Source organism: Devosia sp. P2_G7, from assembly GCF_056403495.1.
In genome coordinates, this window is record NZ_JBFUFI010000012.1 from 80,851 (window position 1) to 101,794 (window position 20,944).

The following is a 20,944-nucleotide window of genomic DNA, read 5'->3' on the forward strand; positions in this document are numbered from 1 at the left end:
TTAGCGCAGTTGTTGAGGGCGGACCATGTCAGTTGTACGAGCGACTAAAGCAGCGCTGCTCGCCAGCGTGTTTTCGATTCCGTTTGGTTTTGCGGCAAACGCCGCCGACCTGATTCTCTCACCCGAGCCGATTGCCGACCAGTATGTCGACCTGGTGCTGCCGGCGGTTTCGGACATCAACGGCAAGCTGGAAATTGATTTCGGCGGCATCAGCGACCCGGCGAGCGCTACGTTCCGCGCGGCCGCGTCGGTATCGGTGCCGATCGGCGAGCGCTTCGGCGTGCAGGGCGACGTCGCCGTCGGCAACATCGACGGTGAGTGGCTGGCAGGCGGTGCGCTCCACGCCTTCACCCGCGATCCTTCGTCCTACCTGCTCGGCGTCACCGCCGGCGTAGTGGTGGCCGATGGCTCGCGCCTCGCGGCAATCGGCCCGGAGGCTGAACTCTATCTCGACCGCATCAGCCTCGAAGGCTGGGCCGGCTGGGCGGCGATCGACTATGACGACGTGCTGATGCCGGATGAGAACGGCTTCTTCGCCATCGGCGACATTGCCTATTACCCGACCGACGATTGGCGCGTCAGCCTAGGCGCCGCCTCGATCCTCGGCCGCGAGTCGCTGAAGCTCGCGACGGAATACCAGTTCACCGGCTTTGGCTTGCCGCTCTCCGGCGTCGGCGAAGTGCGCGCCTACGACACCGGCGCCTACAGCTTCCGCGTCGGCATCAAGGGCTACCTCGGCGACCCGGACAAGAGCCTCATCGACCGCCACCGCCAGGACGACCCGCCGAACCGCGCGCTGGATTTGTTCAGCGCGGCGGGGGATTTGCTTACGGCGGAGCACGATCCGGTGCCCGAGGACTTCGACACAGAAGTGGCATGCCAGAACGCCGGCTTCTGGTGGGACTTCGAGGCATCTGTGTGCCGCGAGATGCCTCCCGCCTGAGCTTAGCTAGCGCGCTAGCGTCTCGTCTGCCTCGTAGAGGTACTCCATGTATTTCCCCGACGCTGTCAATGGGATGGCGTCGAGGCGCTTGAACACGATCTTGGCGTCGTCGAAGAACCACTCCCGGAAGGCTGTGGCCACTTCGGCTTCGTTTCCGCGCCGATCGGGATCGACAGGGACGTAGCGGATTTCGAAGTCCAGCGGGCCAACCTGGGCGAACTGCCACATCCGGGCGTCTAGTGTCTGATGGTATTTCTCGGGGAAGCCGCGGGTGCGCCTGCGGCCATCTGGGTGCCTGAACATGTGAACCACCCTTCCATCCAGCGAATGCAACACCGGCAGGTTGCGACCGCAGTCGCATGGCGGCCCAAATGTAGCCATGTCGCCCTGATCGTAACGGATCAGCGGCTGGGCGGTGTTGTAGAACGGTGTGATGACGACGCGTCCGCTCACGCCCGGTGGGACCGGTCGTCCCACTGCGTCCACGATCTCGATCAGAACGCGCTCCGCGCACACATGGTAGCCATGGCCGACGGGGCAGGGGTGCGCCATGTGCGCCCCCTCCTTCGAACTGTAGAGGTCAACGATCTCGGCCCCGAAGGCGCGGCGACACACGTCGCGATCCTCACTATCAACGGGTTCACCGTTGACGAGTATATGTGAAACCGCTGGACGTAGGCCGCGCTGTAGGGCCTCGAGGCCAAGGATACGACCAACCTTCGTGCTGCCGATCGCAACATAGGGTGCACCGGTGCGGATAACGAAGTCGAGCTGATCCGCGCTGGACCACTTCCTGGTCATGCGGAAGATGCGTCCACGCCTGGCCGCTGGATCCCAAGGCGGCCCCCAAAACCCTTCTTCGACTCCATCTGGCGGCACGACGTCTGTCTCGACGCCATTGCGGAGGCACATCACTTGGCTGAAGTCGAGCCCAGCCCAGACATTGGCCCGCCAGCGCGCCGCATCTGAACTTATCTTGGTGAGCTTGGTGAGGGTGGTCGTGACCGGATGACCTGTCGATCCCGACGATTGGATGGTCCCGACGGGACCATGTCCTCGCGGCAACAACTTGGCCTGCATGGCGTCACGATGATCGATCAGATCCGAGCGCTTGACGATCGGCAACTCGGTCCATTTGTCCCAGTCGATGGAGCCGTCTCGCGCAAACACTGCATCGAGCCGATTCTCGTAAAATGGCACCTGGGTCTTGGCGTGCCTGAGCAACTGCTCGATCTGGCCACGCTGATACGCCTGCATCTGCGATGGGGACCAATACTGGCTCTCCATCAACATATCGAACAGCTCATGCTGTAAGTTGCGCGCCTCGGTCATGACGTCACTAGAGCGGAGGCTTGCGGCGGGTGCAAGTCGGACCATGCCGAGCCTTGCTGCGCACGTCCCACCCTTGCGGGGAGGGACCGAGCGTGGGGTAGTGCCGGCCTCGCTGCCGGCAAGCCGTCAGGCCGCGTTTGCCGCCTCTGGCGGCAGCAGCGTCGATTCGAGGATCGTGCCGTTCCTGGTGCATTCGGCGGCGATCTCCACCGCGAAGTCGCGCAGCATCTCGCGGTCGAGCACCGAGGCGTTGCGGACCACCATGGCGATGTCGCGGTGCACCGGGTCGACGTCGGATGGCGTGATTTCGGTGAGGCGGCCGGCGGCGATGTCGTCGGCGACGGCCGAGTAGACGAAGAAGCCGACGCCCTCGCCACGGATGGCGATGCGGCGGGCGGGGCCCGTGGGCAGTTCCACCGACACCGGGGCGCGGCGGAACAGCGCCAGCGCGGCGTCGGGGAAGACCTGCCACCAGTTGATCGAAATGAGCCGCGGCACGCGCTTCAGCACGTCCTCGATCTTGGGTTCGAGCCCCAGTTCGGCGGCGATCTGCGGCGTCGTCACCATCGGCACGCGTTCGCGCATGACCAGCAGCGGCACGAGATCGGTGATCAGGGGATCGAGATTGGGCCAGCAGAGGATGCCGAGCTCGATGTCGCGCTCGCGCAGCATGGCGGCGATCTGGCTCTGGCGGCCCTCGTGGATCACTACGTCGACCGAGGGGTATTTCTGCTGGAAGCGCAGCAGAGATTCGGTGACCAGCGGTGAGACGAGGCTGCGCAGCGAACCGATGGAGACGCGGCCGCGCTCGACCCGGCGCAGCGCTTCCTTCGCCTCCTGCGCAGCCTGGAGGATGCGGCGGGCATAAGGGAGGAACGTCATGCCCTGGTCGGTGAGCGCGATGTTGCGGCCGCGATGGAACAGCGGCACGCCGAGCAGGTCCTCGAGCGCCCGCATGCGCATCGACACCGTGGCCTGCGTGACGTTGAGCTTGGCCGCGGCTTTGGTGAAGCTCAGGTCCTGCGCGATCCGGTCAAACGTCTTGATCTGGTCGAGGTCCATGGATCGGCTCGGCTTATGAGAACTGTGCCCTGCGGCCTCGGATGAGGCTTTCACATTGGATATGCTGATAGTGCTGAGGGCGCTTGTCAATAAGAATATGTCAGTGTGGTTGACCAATATGAGCCAACGATCGTGCGCCTCGTGCATCCGCGCTCCTCGCACCCACCCCAGCCCTCCCCGTCAAGGGCAGGGTGCTGGCCGGTGATATTGGCTGGGTAGCGTGTCAAACTGGATGCGGCACCTCCCCCTCTGACGGGGGAGGATGGGTGGGGGTGAGCGGAGCCCTTATTTCTCAGTCGGCCGACTGCTTCCGCCGTGCCAGCTTCGCTGCCTTGTTCCGCGCCGCGGTGGCCGCCGCGTCATCGCCGAGATGCGCCTCTCCCCTCGCCCGGGCCAGCTCCATCTGCCGCTCGCGTTCCGTCGCTCCGGCGGGAGCGGCCTCCGCGCATTCGCGGCACAGCGAACCCACGACGTCGTCGGGCATCATCGGGTTGCGGCAGGCGCGGCAGAGGAGGGCTTCGCCTTCCTTGAGGCCGTGCACCACCGAGACGCGCTCGTCGAACACGAAGCACTCGCCGTTGAACCGGCTTTCGGTTTCGGGGACGGTTTCGAGGTACTTGAGGATGCCGCCCTTGAGGTGAAACACCTCCTTGAACCCCTTCGACATCAGGTAGCTCGAGGCCTTCTCGCAGCGGATGCCGCCGGTGCAGAACATCGCGACTTTCGGGTGCTGCGCCGGATCGAGCTTCGCCACGTAGTCCTTGAACTCGGTGAAGCTCTGCGTCTTGGGATCGCGGGCGTTGGCGAAGGTGCCGAGCTTCACTTCGTAGTCGTTGCGGGTGTCGATCAGGGTCACGTCGTTACGGCTGATCAGGCTGTTCCAGTCGCGCGCCTCGACATAGGTGCCGACCTGCTGGCTCGGATCTGCCTCGGGGGCGCGCAGGGTGACGATCTCGGACTTCAGCCGGACCTTCATGCGGAGGAATGGCATCTCGCTGGCGGCGGAGAATTTCGCCTCAGCGCCGGCGAGGCGGCCGCGCCACAGCGGGGCTGTTTCGAACCACTGCATCAGCTCGTCGATCGCCGCGGGTGTGCCGGCGACGGTGCCGTTGATGCCTTCGGGGGCGAGGATGAAGGTGCCGCGGATGCCGCGCGCGCAGCAGAACAGCGCCAGCTCCGGCTTCAGCTCGGCGCAATCTTTGAAATCAGCAAACTTGTACAGCGCCAGCACCTTGAAACGGTTCAGGCGTTCGGACAGATTGGCGGCGGTTTCTAAAAGCTCGGACATCGCGGCGGGTGTAGCATCCGGCGGCTGCAACGAGCAAATCGGCTAAATTCGGAGGATGAGATGACCTATCGGGCCAGCGACGCTCGCTATGGCGACATGCAATATCGTTACACCGGACGCTCGGGCCTGAAGCTGCCGGTGATCAGCCTGGGGCTGTGGCAGAATTTCGGGGGCACGCGCGACTATCCCAGCGCCTTCGAGATCCTGAGCTATGCCTTCGACAAGGGCATCACCCATTTCGACCTCGCCAACAATTACGGGCCCCCGCCGGGTGCCGCCGAAGAGCTGTTCGGCGACGTGATGGCGCGCGATTTCCGCCCCTATCGCGATGAGATGATCATTTCGTCCAAGGCCGGCTGGACCATGTGGGAAGGCCCCTATGGCGACCGCGGTTCGCGCAAGTACGTCATCGCGTCCGCCGACCAGAGCCTCAAGCGCATGGGGCTCGACTACTTCGACATCTTCTACTCGCACCGCTACGATTCCGAGACGCCGCTCGAGGAGACGATGGGCGCGCTGGCGCAGCTCTACCGGCAGGGCAAGACGCTCTATGTCGGTATCTCGATGTACCCCGAGAAGCAGACGCGCGAGGCGGTGCGGATCCTTGGGGATATGGGCGTGCCCTGCCTGATCCATCAGCCGAACTATTCGATCCTCAACCGCTGGATCGAGGAAGACGGGACGATGGCCGCCTGCGCCGACGAGGGCGTCGGCATCATCGCCTTCTCGCCGCTGCAGCAGGGCATCCTGTCGGGCAAGTACAACAACCTGAAGGGCAATCTGAGCGGCACTCGCGCTTCGGAGAACTACTCGCTCTCGGCCAACCGGCTGGAGCCGCGCATTCTCGAGGCCGTCGACAAGCTCGGCGAGATCGCCAAGGCGCGGAAGCAAACCATGGTGCAGCTGGCGCTGGCCTGGGTGCTGCGGAAGAAGGAAGTGACCTCGGCGCTGATCGGGGTGCGGACGCTCGAGCAGCTCAAGGATTGTCTCGGTGTGATCGACAACCTGGAGCTGTCGGCCGAGGAGATCGCAGCGATCGACGCGGCCGCCAAGGGCGGGATGATCGATAGTCGTCCGGGGCGCTGATTACCTCTCCCTTGAGGGGAGAGGTCGTCCAAGGCCTGGAACTCGATCTCGCAAGAGAGGGGAACGTGGAGGGCACGATGGCTCCGCACCCCCTCTCTGGCGAAAACTAAGGACTTAGCTGCGCTAAGCCCAAGTTTTCGCTTGCTCCCCCGCCTAGGGGGAGATGAGCCCGGTGGTTGTGGCTGGCAGCAGCTAAGCCCGCTCGTCCCTGCAGTAGTTCAGCAGCACGGCCGTCAGCACGACATACAGCGTGTTGTGCAACGGGAAGCTCAGCATGGTGTCGGGGAGGCCCAGCACCAGGTAGCTGACCGAGAGCAGGCTGCAGCCGTAGAGCCGGGTGCGATACTGGCTGTCGTGCGGGCTGAAGAGGCAGCTGATAATCGGGAGCACCAACAGCAGCAGGTAGACCGCGAGCCCGAACAGCCCCGAAGCAACGGCGAAGTTCAGCGCGTCGTTGTGAAGGTGTGGCAGCTGGGCGTGCACCAGCTCGTAGACCGCCAGGTAGGGGACGATCGCCGTCATCAGCTGGCCCCAGCCATGGCCGAAAAGCGGGGCATCGAGGAAGGCCGACGTGCCGGCCCGGTAGAGGACGAAGCGGATGGCCGTGCCCAGATCGGCGGGATTGTCGCCGCCCGCCAGCCGGCCGAGGATATCGAACATCGACGATGAGCGGGCGCCGGCAAGATCGGCGAAATAGGCGATGAGGCCGAACCCGGAGAGCACGGCGACGCTGACTACCGCAGCCAGGAGCTTGTGCCGCACGAGCAGCAGCGCCGCGACGAACAGCAGCACCGGGAAGGCGACGAGCGCGGCACGCGAGCCCGAGGCAAAGATCACGGCCAGCGCCATCAACGGGCCCAGCAGGTAGATGAAACGCTGCCGGCCGGTGGCGGCGGCGGCACCGATCATGGCGAAGAAGCCGAGCAGCAGCGCGGTGTTGGAGAGCCGGATCGGATCGGTGATCGGCGAGCCGAGCCCAGCCCGCTCCATCCCCTCCACATAGTTGAAGTAGAGCGCCATCAGCAGGCCGGCGGCCGTGCCGAACAGCGCGAAGTCGGCGAGCTTGCGGCTATTGGCCGGCCCGGCGGCACGGCGGAATAGCAGTGCCAGCGGCGCATAGAGCAGCATGGCCGAGAAGTTGAGCGTCTGTAAGAGGTCGGACGGCTGCCGCATGGTCACCACGGCGCTGATGAACAGCAGCGTGAAGGCGCCCAGGAACAGCTTGGCCGGCAGGTCGAAGGGGATCTGCAGCGTCTTTTGCCGCGCAGCGAAGTAGGCGAACACCGCGAGCGCGATGGCCAGCAGCGCGAAGGTGGTGAAGTAGCCGAGGATGCAGGAGACGCCGATGGCGACCACCAGCATGGCCCGGCGCAGTAGCGCTTCGCTGGCCGCGGCGGGGCTGAGCGGCGCCAGCGGCAAGTCGGCGACATCAAGCCCTTGCGGGGCTGTGTCGCCGATCGTTTCGCGTTTGCCGTCAGCCGTCATTGCATTTCCTAGGTGCGGAGTACGCCGCCCGTTGCCTTGGTCACCGCCGCGACGACATTGGCCGCGACCTTTTCGATCTCTTCGTCGGTCAGCGTCTTGTCGGTGGGCTGCAGCGTCACCGCAATGCCGACCGACTTCTTGTCGTCGGAGATGCCCTTGCCCTCGAACACGTCGAACACCGAGACTTCAGTGATCAGCGTTTTGTCGGCGTTCTTGGCGGCGCGCATGATCGTCGCCGCCGGAACGGTGCGGTCGACGAGAAAGGCGAAGTCGCGGCTCAATGGCATCAGGTCGCTGAGCTTCAGCGCCGGCTTGGAGCGGGTCGGCTTCTTGCGAGGTTCGGGGATCGCGTCGAGGTCGAGCTCGAACGCTGCGATTGGGCCGATGAGGTCGAACTTTTCGAGTTCGGTCGGGTGGATCTCGCCGAACCAGCCGATGGTGAGTTTCGGCCCGAGCTGGACGCGGCCGCCGCGGCCGGGATGGCTCCAGGATGCAGGCTCGGCCACCAGCTGCAGCTTGTCGATGTCATGGCCCATGGCGTCGAGCAGCGCTGCGATGTCCGACTTGGCGTCGAATACAGAGACCTTGCCGTTCGCCGACTGCCAGTGGCGCGAGCCGCCCAGGCGGATGCCCGAGGCATAGGTGCGCTGCCCCTCAGGCTGCACCGAGTGGAACACCTGGCCGACTTCGAACAGTTTCAGCTCACTGGAGCCGCGATTGGTGTTGCGCTGTGCCGCGCCGAGCAGTCCCGGCAGCAGCGACGGCCGCATGTCGGTGAGTTCCGACGCGATCGGGTTGGCGAGCTTCAGCTCGGCCGCGCCGCCACCGAAACGAACTGCCTCGGCTTCCGGGATAAAGCTCCAGGTCACCGCCTCGTCGAGGCCGCGGGCCGCAAGGGTGCGGCGGGCGAGGCGGCGGCGGTTCTGCAGCGTGGTCAGCATGCGCGGCGCGACGTGGTTGAGCCGCGGCAGCGGATCGGTGGGGACGTTGTCGACGCCCACCATGCGCATCACTTCCTCGGCGAGGTCGGCCTTCATGGTGACGTCGGGCCGCCAGGAGGGGACCACGACCTTGCGGGTGAGGCCGGCGCCTTCGAGCTTGAAGCCGAGGCGGGTGAGGATCGCTTCGATCTCGGTCGCCGAGGTTTCGAGGCCGGTGAGGCGCTCGACTTCCGACAGCGGGAAATCGACGACGGTGTTGGGGAACACGTCTTCGCCCGAGATCGCCGGCTCCATAGCTTCGCCGCCGACCAGCTCCAGCATCAGCCGGGTGGCGAGCTCGAGGCCGGGCTCGGTGAGCGCCGGATCGACCGAGCGCTCGAGGCGATAGCGGGCGTCGGAGACGATGCCGGTCTTGCGGCCGACCTGCGCGATCAGGTCCGGATCCCAGCTGGCGCATTCCATGAACACATTGACGGTCTCGTCGGTGCAGCCGGAGCGATAGCCGCCGATGACACCGCCGAGGCACAGCGGGCCGACATCGTCGGCGATCACAGTCATGGTCTCGTCGAGCGGGTAGTGCTTGTTGTCGAGCGCATCGAGCACTTCGCCGGAACGGGCGTTGCGCAGCACCATCTCGCCGGTGACCTTGTCGGCGTCATAGGCATGGAGCGGCCGGCCCCAGCCGAGCGACACGAGGTTGGTGATGTCGACCACGGTGTTGATCGGCCGGAGGCCGACGGCGCGCAGGCGCTGCTGCAGCCAATCGGGCGACGGGCCGTTCTTGATGCCCTTGAAGTAGCGGCCGGCGAACTTGCGGATCGCCTTGGGCTCATCAGCCGAGAACTGATGCGGCAGCGGCGGGATCGGGCTCGGGCCCTTCGACGGCACCGGCGACATGTCGGTGGATTTGAGCGTGCCGGCGCCGAACGCCGCGAGATCGCGGGCGATGCCGTAGACGCCGGTGGCGTCGCCGCGGTTGGGGGTGATCGAGATGTCGATCACCGCGCCGCCGAGCTTGGCGTAGTCGACATAGGCGACCCCGATCGGCGCATCGTCCGGCAGCCGGATGATACCGTCATGGTCGTTCGAAAGCTCGAGCTCGGCGGCCGAACACAGCATGCCGTTCGACTTCTCGCCCCGGATGACGACGCCGGCCTTCAGGGTGAAATCCTTGCCCGGGATGTAGGTGTCGGGGAAGGCGAACACCGACTTCATGCCGGTGACGGCATTGGGCGCGCCGCAGACGACATCGATCAGCTCACCGGTGCCGGCATCGACCTTGCAGACCTTGAGGTGGTCCGAGTTCGGGTGCGGCTTGGCCTCGACCACATGTGCGACGACGAAGGGCCGGAGCTTTTCCGAGGGGTCGACGATCTCTTCGACCTCGAGCCCGATCATGGTCAGCGCCTTGCCGATGTCCTCGGCAGTCGCATCGGTGTCGAGGTGATCTTTCAGCCAGTCGAGGGTGAACTTCATTTGTAGATGCTTTCGGTCGCTTCGATCTTGGGCAGGGACCCGCTGATCTCGAAAAGTTTGGCGAGGACGTTGGCGAAGCCGCGCGCATCGTCGATGGCGCGGTGGGTGTGCTCGATGTGGCCGTACCAGGCGGGCGGCACGCGCTGCATGCCCCATTTGGTGTATTCGGCGCCGCGCAGCGTGCCTGCCATGGTGTAGAGGCAGACCCCACCGCCGCGAAAGATCTGCCGGCTCTTGTAGGGCCCGCCGAGCACGCGGGTGCTGGCGAAGGTGGAGAGGTAGTGGTCCATCCACAGCCCGTCGAAGATCATCGGCGCTGCCGCGAAGACGCGGAAGCCGGGCAGCGTCTCCACCCAGTTCGCGTAGCGCGGCATCACCGAGGCAGGGTCTTCCGGGTTCTCGGTCGCGTGCTTCCACGCCTCGGGCTGCGTCTCCCACCACGCCAGGGTGTCGGGATCTGCCTTGCGGTCGGTGCGCGGCGTCAGCACCGCCTCGAACTCCGACAGCACCTTGCCCGAGATATCGACCGCCACCGAGGCAAAGCTCAGCATCGAGCTTTCGAGCGGGTTGTGCCCGTCGGACTCGATGTCGGTGACGACGAACGTGCAGAGGTCCGACGCGCCGGGCGCTATGGGGGGCTGGAGGCTCATTTCTGCACCATATCGGATGCGTAGCTGCAGTGGCCCGAGGCCACCGTGCCCTCCTCGTCGACGCGAACGAAGGGCAGGCCCTCGTCGATCAGGCTGATGTGGAGGAGGAGCGCCGTAGCGGGGTCGAGCGCCATGAAGTCGATCCGCTCCCGCAATGAGCCGGGATTGACGACCGTGAGGCTGCCGGTCCGAAGGACATCGCTGTCGGAGCCGATGAAATGCTCCGCGTAGTCGCCGGTCTCGAGGTCGATGCGCGTGACGCGTGATCCGGCCGCCCGCGGCGCGTCGATCGGGACGATGACCGGTGGGGTTTCGCTGGAATTGTAATAGTACTCCGGCGTGCAGACGACCACCTCCTCGGCCAGAACCGGGGAGCAGATCATCATGGCCGCGAGGGCGAGCAGCGATCGTTTGGCCCACCTCATGATCGGCCTTTCCGGAGTGCGGCGCGGCGGGGAGGGAGCATCGAAGAGCCGAACGGACTGTGCGACGCCTTGAGGAAGGGCAGTGCCCGCTCGGCGAGCAGCGTCATCACCTTTTTGCGCAGCGGGCTGTCGCCGTCGAGCTCGGCATAGGGCAGGGCATCGAGGCCATTGTGCTCCTCGGTGCTGTCGGTGAAGTCGCCGATGCGCCAGCCGGAAGAGTAGTAGCCGGGCGGCACCCACTCCCATTTGAGCAGGCGCTGGAAACGGCCGAGGTTGATGTAGCAGGCGAGGCCCGAGCTGCTGCGCTGGATCTCGACCCAGGTGCGGGCGAACGCTGTCGTGCGGTTCCAGCTCCCGCCGGCCTGGATATAGCCAGCGGGGGCAAGGATCGCATCGATCTCGCGGTGCAGGACGCGCACCACGCGCTCGCGCAACGATGCCGCGGGGTTGGCAGACATCAGCTGCTCAGCCCCCCGAACAGCGTCGGCAGGTCGAGCGGGCGGAAGCCGTAGTGATCGAGCCAGCGCTTGTCGGCGTCGAAGAAGGCGCGCAGGTCGTTCATGCCGTATTTCAGCATGGCGATGCGATCGATGCCCATGCCCCAGGCGAAGCCCTGGTAGACATCGGGATCGAGCCCGCAATTGCGCAGCACGTTCGGGTGCACCATGCCGCAGCCGAGGATTTCCAGCCAATCCTTGCCTTCACCGATCTTCACCTCGGCGCCCGAGCGGTCGCACTGCACGTCGACTTCCATCGACGGCTCGGTGAAGGGGAAGAAGCTCGGCCGGAAGCGGAGCGTCACGTTGTCGACCTCGAAGAAGGCCTTGAGGAATTCCTCGAGCACCCAGCGCAGCTGGCCGATATGGCTCGACTTGTCGATGACGAGGCCTTCGACCTGATGGAACATCGGGGTGTGGGTCTGGTCCGAGTCATGCCGATAGGTGCGGCCGGGCATCACCACGCGGATCGGCGGATCGATCGCGGGGGTGAGGTAGGGCGCGGCGGGCTTCTCGTTGCCCTTGAGCATGGTGCGGATCTGCACCGGCGAGGTGTGGGTGCGCAGCACGCGCTTCACTCCATCCGGCGACGGCGCCATGAAGAAGGTGTCGTGCATCTCGCGCGCGGGGTGCCCCTCGGGGAAGTTGAGCGCGGTGAAGTTGTACCAGTCGGTCTCGATATCGGGACCTTCGGCGATCGAGAAACCCATGTCCGAGAAGATCGCGGTGATCTCGTCGATCACCTGGCTCACTGGATGGATGCGGCCTTCGGTGGTCGGCGCGGCGCGAACCGGCAGGGTGACGTCGACACGCTCGGAAGCGAGGCGCGCATCGAGCGCGGCTTTGGCGAGATCCGCGGCACGCGCTTCGATCAGCGCGGTGACCTCGGTCTTCAGCCCGTTGATGGCGGCGCCGGCAGACTTGCGCTCTTCCGGCGCGATGCCGCCGAGGGTGGCGAGGAGGGCGGAGACCGAGCCCTTCTTGCCCAGGGCGCCGACGCGCACGGCTTCGATCTGGGTTTCGTCGCTGGCCGCAGCGGTAGCGGCGGCGATTTCGGCGCGGAGGGTGGCGATCTGAGCGTCGAGAGACATCGGGGAATTTCCAGGTTGTGTTTCAGGGCCAAATGAAAAAGCCCCGCGCCATCCCCGGTTTCGGGGCGGCGCAAGGCTTAGCTTAGGGCCTCAGAAAAGGCGAGGTGATTAGGCCGAAATACGCTCGTGGGTGGTCGTCTCGATCTTGCCGAGATACCCCAGAGCCTTCTTGGCCTGCTCAACCAGCACGGCGAACGCTGCGGGCTCGGTGATCGCGAGATCGGAGAGCACTTTGCGGTCGACGGCGATCTCAGCCTTGCTGAGGCCGTCGATAAATCGACCGTAGGTCAGCCCGTGATCGCGCACGGCGGCGTTGATGCGCTGGATCCAGAGGGCGCGGAAGTTGCGCTTCTTGACGCGGCGATCGCGGTACGCGTACTGGCCGGCCTTGTCGACGGCGGCCTTGGCGGTACGGATGGTGTTCTTGCGGCGACCGTAAAAACCGGAAGCGGCCTTAAGAACCTTCTTGTGGCGGGCGTGGGCGGTAACGCCTCTTTTAACGCGTGACATCTATCGGCGCTCCTTAACGGTTATACGGCATGTACCACTTGACCAACGACTCATCGCCCTTCTTGAGGATCTTGGTCCCCCGATGCGAGCGAATGTAGTCGGCGTCGTGGCTCATGAGCCGGTGCCGCTTGCCTGCGACGCCTGCCTTGACGCGGCCGGTCGCAGTCATCTTGAAGCGCTTCTTGGCGCCCGATTTAGTCTTCATCTTTGGCATTTTGCTGTCCTGGTTAGAGGCGGCTCTAGGAGCCTGCATTCGGGATCGCCACGGCATGCCTTTTGGCCGGGCGGCCCGTCGAGAAGGCGGGTGTATAGGGGGAAACCGGTGGACACGCAAGGGGAGTCCGGGCCGGACGTCATCAGCGCGTAATATCGGTTTGCAGTGATCGCTGGCAAGCGCCGGCAAGAGGCGCGTTCCCGAGGAGCGTTTCATGCCCGATCTGTTCGCGGTAAAGTCCGCGGAGCCACAGCGATTGCCGATCACCAAGGCGCACTTGCGCGGTGCCATATGGCTGGCCGCGCTGGCGGTGCTGGTGCTGGTGCCGCGGCCCGATGCAGTCGACGCGCCGAAGCCGCTCGTCGTTGCGGCGCAGAACTAGCCGCGGTTGGCTGCGGCGAGTTCGCTCAACCCGTCGATCAGGTGCGCGGCTTCGGTCTTGCTGAGGCTCTTGAGGGCCTGCCGGTCGGCCACCGCGGCCGCAGCGGCGGCTTGCGGCAGCACGGTCTTGGCCTTCTCGCTGAGGTAGAGGCCCTGGGCCCGGCCCTTGCCGATCGTGGCTTTCTCGATCCAGCCTTCAGCTTCGAGCCCGGTGAGGGTGCGGGCGACGCCGGGCTGCTCGAGGTCGAGCCGGGTGACCAGTTCCGCCTGGGTCAGCCCTTCACGCCCGGCGATCTCGCTGAGCGCAGTGAACTGCGCCGGATGAAGGCCGAATGGCTCCAGCGTCTCGCGCAGGTGGTTGGCGAGACGGCGGGCCAGCTGGCTCGCAACGTGAAACAGAGTTTCCTTGTGGTCGAACACGGCCTCCTCCCCGAGGGGTGAGGCACTATCATAGCGTGTTGTGACTTAAGGCAGGGTTGCTGGCCCCCTCGCCGCTGTCATTCCCGCGAACGCGGGAACCTAGTGCGATGCCGCAGTTGAGATATCCACTGGGTTCCCGCCTTCGCGGGAATGACGCCGGTGGTGGAGTAGAGAAGGCGTGCTACCGCACGATCTCCGACCACGGGCGGCCGCTGCGGGCCGCTGCGGCGGCGAGGGCGATGGTGCGCTTCTGCGGAGCGGTGAGTTCGTCCGAGACGATGTTGGCGGCGTTTGCCGGGTCGAGCATGGCGCGCGGCACCAGCAGCCGTTCGAGAAAGCCCAGCACGGCCCAGACATTGTCGGCCAGTGCGCCCACCGGTCGACGGCGGAGCGCCGCGTAAGTGGCGAGTTCGAGATAGTAGGACGGGAAATCCAGCCCGTTCTGGTCGCGCCAGAGCTTGAGGATCCGCACTTCTTCTTCGCGCTCGGCATCGCGGCTATCGAGCGCGTGCTGGTGGAGATTGGTGGTGATCGCTGCGTTGCGGCGAGACGAGTAGATCTCGTGGATTTCCGAGATCATCGACAGGCGCTTGGCTGGCAGCAGGTCGACGACGACATTGCCGACATTGAGCGCAATGGTGACGTTGCGGCGGATCGGGGAGAGGCCGAGCCGCTGGAATGCCGAGAACATCGACTCGTAGATTTCGGCGATGCGGCGTTCAGACTGGGTATGGATCCACACCACGTAATCGACACTGATGCCGCTGCGATTGGCGGTGGACCTGGCGAAGCCGCCGCCCGGCGCCACGTCGGCGATGTGGCGGCTGCCCCAGGCATTGCAGAGGGCCGCGATCTTGGCGTCGATCCGCACCAGGGGCGACCCCGGTTGCCGATCGACCGCCTCGCGCGAAAGGATGTCGCGCAGGTATTCGGACGCCGAAACGGTACTCACTGCCACACTCATGCGGGCATTTTACGATAATGCCGTCCATCGCGCCAGTATTGGGAAAACCCGGATGCGCAAGTGGTTAGCCCGTAAAGTTAATCGTTGTGTGACGTCTGTATATCGTGGATCGCTTAGCCCTTGAGGCCGTTGGCGACTGCTTCCATGAAGGTGCTCAATCGGCGCGGCACCAGGCGGCGCGATGGATAGATCAGATGGATTGGCAGGGTCATCCGTTGCCAGTGCGGCAGGATCTCCACCAACCGGCCGGCGCGCAGCGGCTCGGTGACCAGGTCGACCGGCAGATAGACGATGCCGGCGCCTTCGAGCGCGGCTGCCAGTTGCGCCTCGCCATTGTCGATCTGCAGCCCGCCCTCGACCTCGGCGATGACCGAGGCGCCGCCCGGCCCGATGAAGGGCCAGCGGTTGCGCGGGCTCATGTTCAGATTGAGGATGCAGCGGTGGTGCCGCAGTTCCTCCGGCGTCGCCGGCAGGCCGAACGCCGTGGTGTAGGCGGGGGAGGCGACGCAGCGGAAACGGTAGGTGCCGATGCGGCGCGCGATCATCGCCGAGGCCTGCAACTCGCCCACGCGGATCGCCACGTCATACCCCTCGGCGATGAGGTCGGCGCGGCGGTCGTTAAGGCTGAGCTCCACGGTCACCGCCGGGTTGTCGTCGCAGAACTTGGCAATGATGCCGGCCAGCCGGTGGATGCCGAGCGTCGCGGGCCCGGTGGCGCGGATGCGGCCCGAGAGCTTACCCGGCTCGGTGCGGGTGAGGTCGTCGAGTTCCGCGACGGCTTCGAGCACCGCCTCGGCCTGGGCGAAGAAGCTCTCGCCCAGTTCGGTCAGCCGTTGAGCCCGGGTGGTGCGCTCGATCAGCCGGGCGCCGTGATGTTCCTCCAACGCCTGGATGCGGCGACCGACCATGGCCGGGGAGATCGACAGCAGCCGCGCCGCGCCGGCAAAGCTGCCCGACTTCACCGCCGCGACGAAGGTTTCGAGGTTGGTGAGCTCGGCCATTCGATACCTCGATGCAAGAGTGAAGCGCAAACTGCTGCAATTCTATACCTGTGCGTCACCGCATAGATAGGGGTCATCGCAATCGCAGGATGGAGCTTTCCAGATGACCACCACCGCAATTCTCGGCCTCGGCAATATGGGCAAGGGCCTCGCCAAGCGCCTGAGCGGCAAGACCCAGCTGGTGCTGGGGGCCTCCAACCCGGCCGCCGCCACTGAGTTCGCCGCCTCGGTCGGCGCCACCGTCACCGACTACAAGGCCGCCGTGCTGGCCGCCGACATCGTCGTCCTCGCTCTGCCCTACGGCGCGGCGCTGGACCTGATCGGCAAGCTCCCGCTCGCCGGCAAGGTCGTCGTCGACATCTCCAACCCGGTGAAGGCGGATTTCTCCGGCCTTGCCATCGGCCACACTACGTCGGCCGCCGAAGAGCTGCAGGCTGCGGCTCCGTCGGCCAAGGTGGTGAAGGGCTACAACACCATTTTCGCCAGCCTGTTCGACACCCCGGTCGGTGCCACCGCCAACGTGCCGGTGTTCCTCGCCGGCAATGACGCCGCCGCGGTCGACGCCGTGGCCGATCTGGTCAAGGCCTCCGGCTTTGCGGTCGAGAAGGTTGGCGGCCTCGATGGCGCCCGGCTGGTCGAGCCGGTCGGCATGCTGAACATCCGCTTCGGCTACGGCCTCGGCCAGGGCACCGGCATTGCGCCGACTTGGCTCAAGCTCGCCGCCTGACATCGCATCTAGTGCAGCAGACGAAGAAGGCCGGGAGCGATCCCGGCCTTTCTGTTTGTGCGCGAGGGCAGGTACTCTGGCGCCGATGCGGGCTGTGAGTCTCGCGCGCGGGGAGATTTTCGATGGCTGGGAACGGGATGGCGTCGCGCCTGCTGCTTGTTGCCGCGGGGCTGTGCGGAGCGCTCGGTGTCGCCGCGGCGGCGCGTGCCAGCCACTCGGCCGACGACAATCTGGGCATCGCGGCGAACTTCCTGCTGCTGCATGCGCCCGTGCTGATCGGGCTGAGTTTGATGGCATTCAACCGCGTGGCGGTAGCCGCCGGGGTGGTGCTGCTGATGGGGCTGGCGGTGTTCGCCGGGGATCTGGCGGCGCGGTCGATGCTGGGCGGCGCGCTGTTTCCGATGGCCGCCCCGATCGGGGGCGGTGGGCTGATCTTGGGCTGGGTGCTGGTCGCGGCGGCTGGGGTTTGGGGAAGTCGGCCCTAAGCCGCCTGCCGCATCCGCGTCGCCCCGCTCAGCGTAAAACTCTCGACGATGTGGTCGAGCTCCACCGCCTGCGCCTCGGTCTGTTCGATCGCGGCATTGGTCTCCTCGACCAGGGCGGCATTGTGCTGGGTCATCTCGTCCATCTTGCGGATGGCGGCGCTGACATCGGTGATGGCGGTCGCCTGGTCGCGCGTCGCGTTCGAGATGCCGGTCACCAGCGTGCTGTTCTCGCGCACTGCGGTGAGAATGGCCGAGAGCTTCGCCGACGCCTCCTCGACGAGGCGGGTGCCGCCGCGGACCTGCTGGGCGCTCTCGTCCACCAGTTGCTTCACGTCGGACGAGGCCTGCGCCGCAGACTGTGCCAACCGGCGCACCTCGATGGCCACCACGGCAAAACCCTTGCCGGCTTCACCGGCACGCGCTGCCTCCACCGAGGCGTTGAGCGCGAGGAGGTTGGTCTGGAAGGCGATGTCGTCGATCAGCCCGATGATGTTGGAGATCTTGGCCGAGGACTGGGTGATCCGCTCCATGGCGCCGGTCGCCTCGGTCATCACCTTGCCGCCCTCGTCGGCCATGCGCGACGCCGTCTGGGTCTGGCTCGCCACCTGGTCGGCCTTCTTGGCATTGTCTGCCACGGCGCCCTGCAGCTGGCTGATCGCCGCTGAGGTCTCCTGGATGGTCGAGGCCTGGCTGCTGGTGCGCTGCGACAGATCGTTGGCACCGGCGAGGATTTCGCCGGTGGCGTTGCGGAGGTTGCGCGAGGCACCCTGCAGCTGGCGCACCACGTCCGAGAACTTTTCGGCTGCCACGTTGGCGCTGGCCTTGAGCCGCCCGAACGCGCCGGCGAATTCGCCGGTCATCCGGCGGCTGAGATCGGCGTGGGCAAAGGCATCGAGCACTTCGGCGGTCTCGCCGACGCCGCGCTCCACCGTTGCCATCACCTGGTTGAGGCTGCTGGCGATACCGGATGTATCGGCGGCCGTGGCGGCATCGTCCACCCGGTCGGAGAAATCGCCGGCCAGCGCCGAGGCGACGACGCGCTCGACTTCGGCCTGCAGCACCGCGCTCGCCGCCCGCTGTTCATCGTCGTGCAGGGCCTTCAGCGCCTTCTGCTCGTCCATGCTGCGGATGGCGAGGCCATTGGTGCGGAACACCTGCAGCGCCTGTGCCATGCGGCCCAGCTCATGCCGCTGCCCACCGGCCGCGATCTCGGTGTCGAGGTCGCCATTGGCGATGCGCTGCATGTCCTCGGCCATCAGCCGGATGGTGCCCGAGAGCCAGCGGCCGATCAGTACCGCCATGGCGATGCCGAGCAGCACGGCGGCCGCACCGACCGCCATGAGGACGGTCTGCGTCAGGCTGGTGCTGGTTGTGCTGGTCTCGCCGAGCTGGTCCTGCCGAGCCACGATGCCGGCCTGGAGATTTTCGAGTTCGGCGCCGAGCCGGAGCCCGGTCGCATCGAGCTGCGTGGCTTCCACGTCCTTCCGTTCATCGGTCGCGGCCTTCACCTTTTCAGCCAGCGCCAGGTAGTCGGTGATTGCCGTTGCGGTGGCATAGGCCTTGGCCTGCGGCTCGGGGGTGAAGATGAAAACCGCGAGCTCGTTGGCGAGGTCGGCGGCCTTGGTGCCGGCTTCGCCGATCTGTGCGAAGTCGGCGTCGTTGCCGCCCAGCATGTAGCGATCCACTGCACCCAGCATGCCGAGGACATTGGCGCCGATATCGGCTGTCTGCTTCACCGAACTCAGGTCGTTGGTGGAGGATGCGTAGGCGGTGAGCTCGTCGAGCAGCCCGCGTGCGGCCTTCGCCTTTTCGGTCATCTCGGCCACGATGGACTGCCGGCTGGTGTCGAGCGTGACCACCGCCGTGAACGCCTTGCCGTAGGAGCCGACCACCGAGCGCACATTGGCGATCAGCGCACTGGCCGCTTCGTCGCCGGCGAACTCGGCGGCTGTCTCGTCCTTGTCGATGCTGAGCTTGCCCAGCCGCGCGTCGAACGCGGCGGCGGTGTCGGTGGTGCGGTCGGCGCGGTAGCGGAGTGCCGCCATGCGCAGCGCCTCGATCTCCTTGACGATCTGGCCGGTGGCCAGCGACTGGTGCGCCGCGAGGCGATAGTCGGCAAAGATCCCGGCCACGGCCTGGACCCCAAAATAGCCGGCAACGCTCAGGAAGCCCAGGAGCAACACCAGCGCGCCGAATGCGCCATAAATCTTCTGCGTAATGCTCAGCCGCTGCAGCATCTATCGATCCCCCCCCACCCGGTCCATCCCTCGACCAGCCGGAGCAAGATGCTAGGTGAAAACGCTTAACGGACCGGGAAATCCGCCGCGCCCGCCAGGGAAACAGCTTTCGGGAAAGCAGGAAAGAATTCCGGAAATCTAAGAAATGAAAAGGGCGGCCCGAGGACCGCCCTTTCAAACCCTATCGCTGTCGCCGTTACTTCGGCGCCAGCACCATGACCATCTGGCGGCCTTCGGAGCGGGGCGAGGACTCGACCTTCGCCTTGGCTTCGAGTTCGGCCTGCACCTTGACCAAGAGCTGCATGCCCAGTTCCTGGTGCGCCATTTCGCGACCGCGGAAGCGCATCGTCACCTTCACCCGGTCACCCTCTTCGAGGAACCGGTGCACCGCCTTCATCTTGGTCTCGTAATCGTGCGTATCGATATTCGGACGCAGCTGGATTTCCTTGACCTCGATCACCTTCTGCTTCTTGCGCGCTTCCGCGGCCTTTTTCTGGGCAGCATATTTGAAGCGGCCGAGATCGAGCATCTTGGCGACGGGGGGGACCGAGTTCGGGGAAATGATGACGAGATCGAGCCCCTGCTCCTGCGCTTCGGTCAAAGCTTCGCGAGTGCGTACGACGCCGCGGTTGGCGCCCTCGCCATCGATCAGCTGAACGTCGGGGGAGGAGATATCTTCGTTAGACTGCGGCCCATCTTTCTGGGGCGCAACGGGTCTCATGGGACGACGAATGGCAGGCGTTCCTTCGATTGTTACCGGAGCGGCGGGAAATCACCGCTAAAATCGTGCCGGGACAGGCATAAGTCAACACCGCGCCGGACAAGAAACATGCGCCGGGCGTGCTTTCGCGACAAACTGTTGCCGCAAGGTGAACTGGCAGGCAAAAGGCAGCAGCGAAATATCGGTTGCTGGAAGGCTCATAGGTGGAATCGGTGGAGTTTGTCGAGGTCGGTGAGGGCACGGACTTGCGCCACATCGCTGTCCTGAGACGGCCGGGCAGCACGCCGGGCATCTTCTGGCTCAATGGCTACCGCTCGGAGATGACCGGCACCAAGGCCTCGATGCTCGATGCCTTCGGCGCCGAGCGCGGCATCGCGGTGACCCGTTTCGACCATTCCGGCAACGGCCAGTCGGGCGGGAATTTCCTCGATGGCACGATCACGCGCTGGCTCGAGGAGTCGCTCGCGGTGTTCGCGACCACGACCGGGCCGCAGGTGATCGTGGGCTCATCGCTCGGCGGCTGGCTGGCGCTGCTGATGGCGCGCGAACTGCGCCGGCGGGGCGGGGGCGACCGGGTCAAGGCACTGATCCTCATCGCCCCGGCGGTGGACGCGACGGCCGAGCTGATGACCAAGCGGATGAGCAAGGCCGAGCTGGCGGCGCTGAAGCGCGACGGCATCGTGCAGCGTCCGTCGAAATACTCGGACGAGCCGTATCCCTATACGGCCAAGCTGATCGAGGACGGCAACCAGCATCACCTGATGTTCGGACGCGGCATCGATGTCGGCGCCCCCGTGACGATCCTCCAGGGCGGCAAGGACCCCGACGTGCCGCGCGAGCACGCGATGCGGCTGGTGCAGCACTTGCTGACCGACCCGGTGACCTTCACGCTGGTGCCGGATGGGGATCACCGGTTGAGCCGCGAAGCGGATTTGGAACTGCTGCGCGCGGCGGTGGAGCGCGAACTCACGGCGCCGCCGGAGCAGCTGGAACTGGAGCTTTAGGAGG

The 20,944-nt window shown here is 65.7% G+C and carries 22 protein-coding genes; 6 read left to right on the forward strand and 16 right to left on the reverse strand.

Annotated elements, in window-relative coordinates:
* Positions 1-25 precede the first annotated feature (25 nt).
* Positions 26-943, forward strand: coding sequence for a hypothetical protein (locus tag AC1DWU_RS18440; RefSeq protein ID WP_477151469.1), 918 nt, complete (start codon positions 26-28; stop codon positions 941-943).
* 6 nt (positions 944-949) lie between these two features.
* On the opposite strand, the gene AC1DWU_RS18445 is transcribed toward AC1DWU_RS18440, so the two are convergent.
* From AC1DWU_RS18445 to trhO, 3 genes are all read right to left on the reverse strand, one after another.
* Positions 950-2,275: a phenylacetate--CoA ligase family protein gene (locus AC1DWU_RS18445; RefSeq protein ID WP_477151470.1), complete on the reverse strand. Its 1,326-nt coding sequence runs from the start codon at positions 2,273-2,275 to the stop codon at positions 950-952.
* 126 nt (positions 2,276-2,401) lie between these two features.
* On the reverse strand, positions 2,402-3,337 hold the full coding sequence (locus AC1DWU_RS18450; RefSeq protein ID WP_477151471.1) for a LysR family transcriptional regulator: 936 nt from the start codon (positions 3,335-3,337) through the stop codon (positions 2,402-2,404).
* A gap of 292 nt (positions 3,338-3,629) precedes the next feature.
* Positions 3,630-4,625: an oxygen-dependent tRNA uridine(34) hydroxylase TrhO gene (gene trhO / locus AC1DWU_RS18455; RefSeq protein WP_477151472.1), complete on the reverse strand. Its 996-nt coding sequence runs from the start codon at positions 4,623-4,625 to the stop codon at positions 3,630-3,632.
* Positions 4,626-4,685: 60 nt separating this feature from the next.
* On the opposite strand from trhO, the gene AC1DWU_RS18460 reads away from it, so the two are divergent.
* A complete protein-coding gene (locus tag AC1DWU_RS18460) occupies positions 4,686-5,711 on the forward strand; it encodes an aldo/keto reductase (RefSeq protein WP_477151473.1) in 1,026 nt (341 codons plus the stop codon).
* Between the two features lie 192 nt (positions 5,712-5,903).
* On the opposite strand, the gene AC1DWU_RS18465 is transcribed toward AC1DWU_RS18460, so the two are convergent.
* The 8 genes from AC1DWU_RS18465 to rpmI form a co-directional block, all read right to left on the reverse strand.
* Positions 5,904-7,196 (reverse strand): O-antigen ligase family protein, encoded by a 1,293-nt coding sequence (locus AC1DWU_RS18465; protein WP_477151474.1) that lies wholly within the window; start codon positions 7,194-7,196, stop codon positions 5,904-5,906.
* An 8-nt stretch (positions 7,197-7,204) separates the two neighbouring features.
* Positions 7,205-9,613 (reverse strand): phenylalanine--tRNA ligase subunit beta, encoded by a 2,409-nt coding sequence (gene pheT / locus AC1DWU_RS18470; RefSeq protein ID WP_477151475.1) that lies wholly within the window; start codon positions 9,611-9,613, stop codon positions 7,205-7,207.
* Positions 9,610-10,263 (reverse strand): DNA polymerase III subunit epsilon, encoded by a 654-nt coding sequence (locus AC1DWU_RS18475; protein ID WP_477151476.1) that lies wholly within the window; start codon positions 10,261-10,263, stop codon positions 9,610-9,612. The genes pheT and AC1DWU_RS18475 overlap by 4 nt, the downstream gene beginning before the upstream one ends.
* Complete coding sequence (locus tag AC1DWU_RS18480; RefSeq protein ID WP_477151477.1) at positions 10,260-10,688, reverse strand: hypothetical protein; 429 nt, start codon at positions 10,686-10,688, stop codon at positions 10,260-10,262. The genes AC1DWU_RS18475 and AC1DWU_RS18480 overlap by 4 nt, the downstream gene beginning before the upstream one ends.
* Positions 10,685-11,146 carry a hypothetical protein gene (locus AC1DWU_RS18485; RefSeq protein ID WP_477151478.1) on the reverse strand — a complete coding sequence of 154 codons (462 nt, stop codon included), beginning with the start codon at positions 11,144-11,146 and terminating at the stop codon, positions 10,685-10,687. The genes AC1DWU_RS18480 and AC1DWU_RS18485 overlap by 4 nt, the downstream gene beginning before the upstream one ends.
* The gene (gene pheS, locus AC1DWU_RS18490; protein ID WP_477151479.1) at positions 11,146-12,276 is read right to left on the reverse strand and encodes a phenylalanine--tRNA ligase subunit alpha; all 1,131 of its coding nucleotides are present in this window, start codon (positions 12,274-12,276) and stop codon (positions 11,146-11,148) included. The genes AC1DWU_RS18485 and pheS overlap by 1 nt, the downstream gene beginning before the upstream one ends.
* A 108-nt stretch (positions 12,277-12,384) precedes the next feature.
* Positions 12,385-12,786 carry a 50S ribosomal protein L20 gene (gene rplT, locus AC1DWU_RS18495; protein WP_055873058.1) on the reverse strand — a complete coding sequence of 134 codons (402 nt, stop codon included), beginning with the start codon at positions 12,784-12,786 and terminating at the stop codon, positions 12,385-12,387.
* Positions 12,787-12,799: 13 nt separating this feature from the next.
* The gene (gene rpmI / locus AC1DWU_RS18500; RefSeq protein WP_069908210.1) at positions 12,800-13,000 is read right to left on the reverse strand and encodes a 50S ribosomal protein L35; all 201 of its coding nucleotides are present in this window, start codon (positions 12,998-13,000) and stop codon (positions 12,800-12,802) included.
* Between the two features lie 214 nt (positions 13,001-13,214).
* On the opposite strand from rpmI, the gene AC1DWU_RS18505 reads away from it, so the two are divergent.
* Positions 13,215-13,382 carry a hypothetical protein gene (locus AC1DWU_RS18505; protein ID WP_477151480.1) on the forward strand — a complete coding sequence of 56 codons (168 nt, stop codon included), beginning with the start codon at positions 13,215-13,217 and terminating at the stop codon, positions 13,380-13,382.
* Here AC1DWU_RS18505 and AC1DWU_RS18510 read toward each other — a convergent pair.
* From AC1DWU_RS18510 to AC1DWU_RS18520, 3 genes are all read right to left on the reverse strand, one after another.
* The gene (locus AC1DWU_RS18510) at positions 13,379-13,801 is read right to left on the reverse strand and encodes a MarR family winged helix-turn-helix transcriptional regulator (protein WP_477151481.1); all 423 of its coding nucleotides are present in this window, start codon (positions 13,799-13,801) and stop codon (positions 13,379-13,381) included. The two genes, AC1DWU_RS18505 and AC1DWU_RS18510, sit on opposite strands and share 4 nt — an antisense overlap.
* Before the next feature lie 181 nt (positions 13,802-13,982).
* Positions 13,983-14,753 carry a hypothetical protein gene (locus AC1DWU_RS18515; RefSeq protein WP_477151482.1) on the reverse strand — a complete coding sequence of 257 codons (771 nt, stop codon included), beginning with the start codon at positions 14,751-14,753 and terminating at the stop codon, positions 13,983-13,985.
* 125 nt (positions 14,754-14,878) lie between these two features.
* A complete protein-coding gene (locus tag AC1DWU_RS18520; RefSeq protein WP_477151483.1) occupies positions 14,879-15,766 on the reverse strand; it encodes a LysR family transcriptional regulator in 888 nt (295 codons plus the stop codon).
* Positions 15,767-15,869: 103 nt separating this feature from the next.
* Between AC1DWU_RS18520 and AC1DWU_RS18525 the strand changes: the two genes are divergently transcribed.
* Together AC1DWU_RS18525 and AC1DWU_RS18530 are read left to right on the forward strand one after the other, a co-directional pair.
* Positions 15,870-16,493, forward strand: coding sequence for an NADPH-dependent F420 reductase (locus tag AC1DWU_RS18525; RefSeq protein ID WP_477151484.1), 624 nt, complete (start codon positions 15,870-15,872; stop codon positions 16,491-16,493).
* A 122-nt stretch (positions 16,494-16,615) separates the two neighbouring features.
* On the forward strand, positions 16,616-16,978 hold the full coding sequence (locus tag AC1DWU_RS18530; RefSeq protein ID WP_477151485.1) for a DUF423 domain-containing protein: 363 nt from the start codon (positions 16,616-16,618) through the stop codon (positions 16,976-16,978).
* Here AC1DWU_RS18530 and AC1DWU_RS18535 read toward each other — a convergent pair.
* Both AC1DWU_RS18535 and infC read right to left on the reverse strand, forming a co-directional pair.
* Positions 16,975-19,215, reverse strand: coding sequence for a methyl-accepting chemotaxis protein (locus AC1DWU_RS18535; protein WP_477151486.1), 2,241 nt, complete (start codon positions 19,213-19,215; stop codon positions 16,975-16,977). The genes AC1DWU_RS18530 and AC1DWU_RS18535 overlap by 4 nt on opposite strands.
* 196 nt (positions 19,216-19,411) lie before the next feature.
* Complete coding sequence (gene infC / locus AC1DWU_RS18540) at positions 19,412-19,948, reverse strand: translation initiation factor IF-3 (protein WP_477151560.1); 537 nt, start codon at positions 19,946-19,948, stop codon at positions 19,412-19,414.
* Between the two features lie 191 nt (positions 19,949-20,139).
* On the opposite strand from infC, the gene AC1DWU_RS18545 reads away from it, so the two are divergent.
* On the forward strand, positions 20,140-20,940 hold the full coding sequence (locus tag AC1DWU_RS18545; protein ID WP_477151487.1) for an alpha/beta hydrolase: 801 nt from the start codon (positions 20,140-20,142) through the stop codon (positions 20,938-20,940).
* The last annotated feature ends 4 nt before the right edge of the window (positions 20,941-20,944 follow it).

Excerpts from the sequence above, each read along its gene's own strand:
- pheT (WP_477151475.1), bottom strand. The coding sequence starts at position 9,613 with ATGAAGTTCACCCTCGACTGGCTGAAAGATCACCTCGACACCGATGCG.
- AC1DWU_RS18480 (WP_477151477.1), bottom strand. The coding sequence starts at position 10,688 with ATGAGGTGGGCCAAACGATCGCTGCTCGCCCTCGCGGCCATGATGATC.
- AC1DWU_RS18450 (WP_477151471.1), bottom strand. The coding sequence starts at position 3,337 with ATGGACCTCGACCAGATCAAGACGTTTGACCGGATCGCGCAGGACCTG.
- AC1DWU_RS18465 (WP_477151474.1), bottom strand. The coding sequence starts at position 7,196 with ATGACGGCTGACGGCAAACGCGAAACGATCGGCGACACAGCCCCGCAA.
- AC1DWU_RS18525 (WP_477151484.1), top strand. The coding sequence starts at position 15,870 with ATGACCACCACCGCAATTCTCGGCCTCGGCAATATGGGCAAGGGCCTC.
- pheS (WP_477151479.1), bottom strand. The coding sequence starts at position 12,276 with ATGTCTCTCGACGCTCAGATCGCCACCCTCCGCGCCGAAATCGCCGCC.
- AC1DWU_RS18530 (WP_477151485.1), top strand. The coding sequence starts at position 16,616 with ATGGCTGGGAACGGGATGGCGTCGCGCCTGCTGCTTGTTGCCGCGGGG.
- AC1DWU_RS18520 (WP_477151483.1), bottom strand. The coding sequence starts at position 15,766 with ATGGCCGAGCTCACCAACCTCGAAACCTTCGTCGCGGCGGTGAAGTCG.
- rpmI (WP_069908210.1), bottom strand. The coding sequence starts at position 13,000 with ATGCCAAAGATGAAGACTAAATCGGGCGCCAAGAAGCGCTTCAAGATG.
- AC1DWU_RS18485 (WP_477151478.1), bottom strand. The coding sequence starts at position 11,146 with ATGTCTGCCAACCCCGCGGCATCGTTGCGCGAGCGCGTGGTGCGCGTC.
- AC1DWU_RS18535 (WP_477151486.1), bottom strand. The coding sequence starts at position 19,215 with ATGCTGCAGCGGCTGAGCATTACGCAGAAGATTTATGGCGCATTCGGC.
- AC1DWU_RS18475 (WP_477151476.1), bottom strand. The coding sequence starts at position 10,263 with ATGAGCCTCCAGCCCCCCATAGCGCCCGGCGCGTCGGACCTCTGCACG.
- AC1DWU_RS18460 (WP_477151473.1), top strand. The coding sequence starts at position 4,686 with ATGACCTATCGGGCCAGCGACGCTCGCTATGGCGACATGCAATATCGT.
- AC1DWU_RS18505 (WP_477151480.1), top strand. The coding sequence starts at position 13,215 with ATGCCCGATCTGTTCGCGGTAAAGTCCGCGGAGCCACAGCGATTGCCG.
- AC1DWU_RS18445 (WP_477151470.1), bottom strand. The coding sequence starts at position 2,275 with ATGACCGAGGCGCGCAACTTACAGCATGAGCTGTTCGATATGTTGATG.
- AC1DWU_RS18440 (WP_477151469.1), top strand. The coding sequence starts at position 26 with ATGTCAGTTGTACGAGCGACTAAAGCAGCGCTGCTCGCCAGCGTGTTT.
- rplT (WP_055873058.1), bottom strand. The coding sequence starts at position 12,786 with ATGTCACGCGTTAAAAGAGGCGTTACCGCCCACGCCCGCCACAAGAAG.
- trhO (WP_477151472.1), bottom strand. The coding sequence starts at position 4,625 with ATGTCCGAGCTTTTAGAAACCGCCGCCAATCTGTCCGAACGCCTGAAC.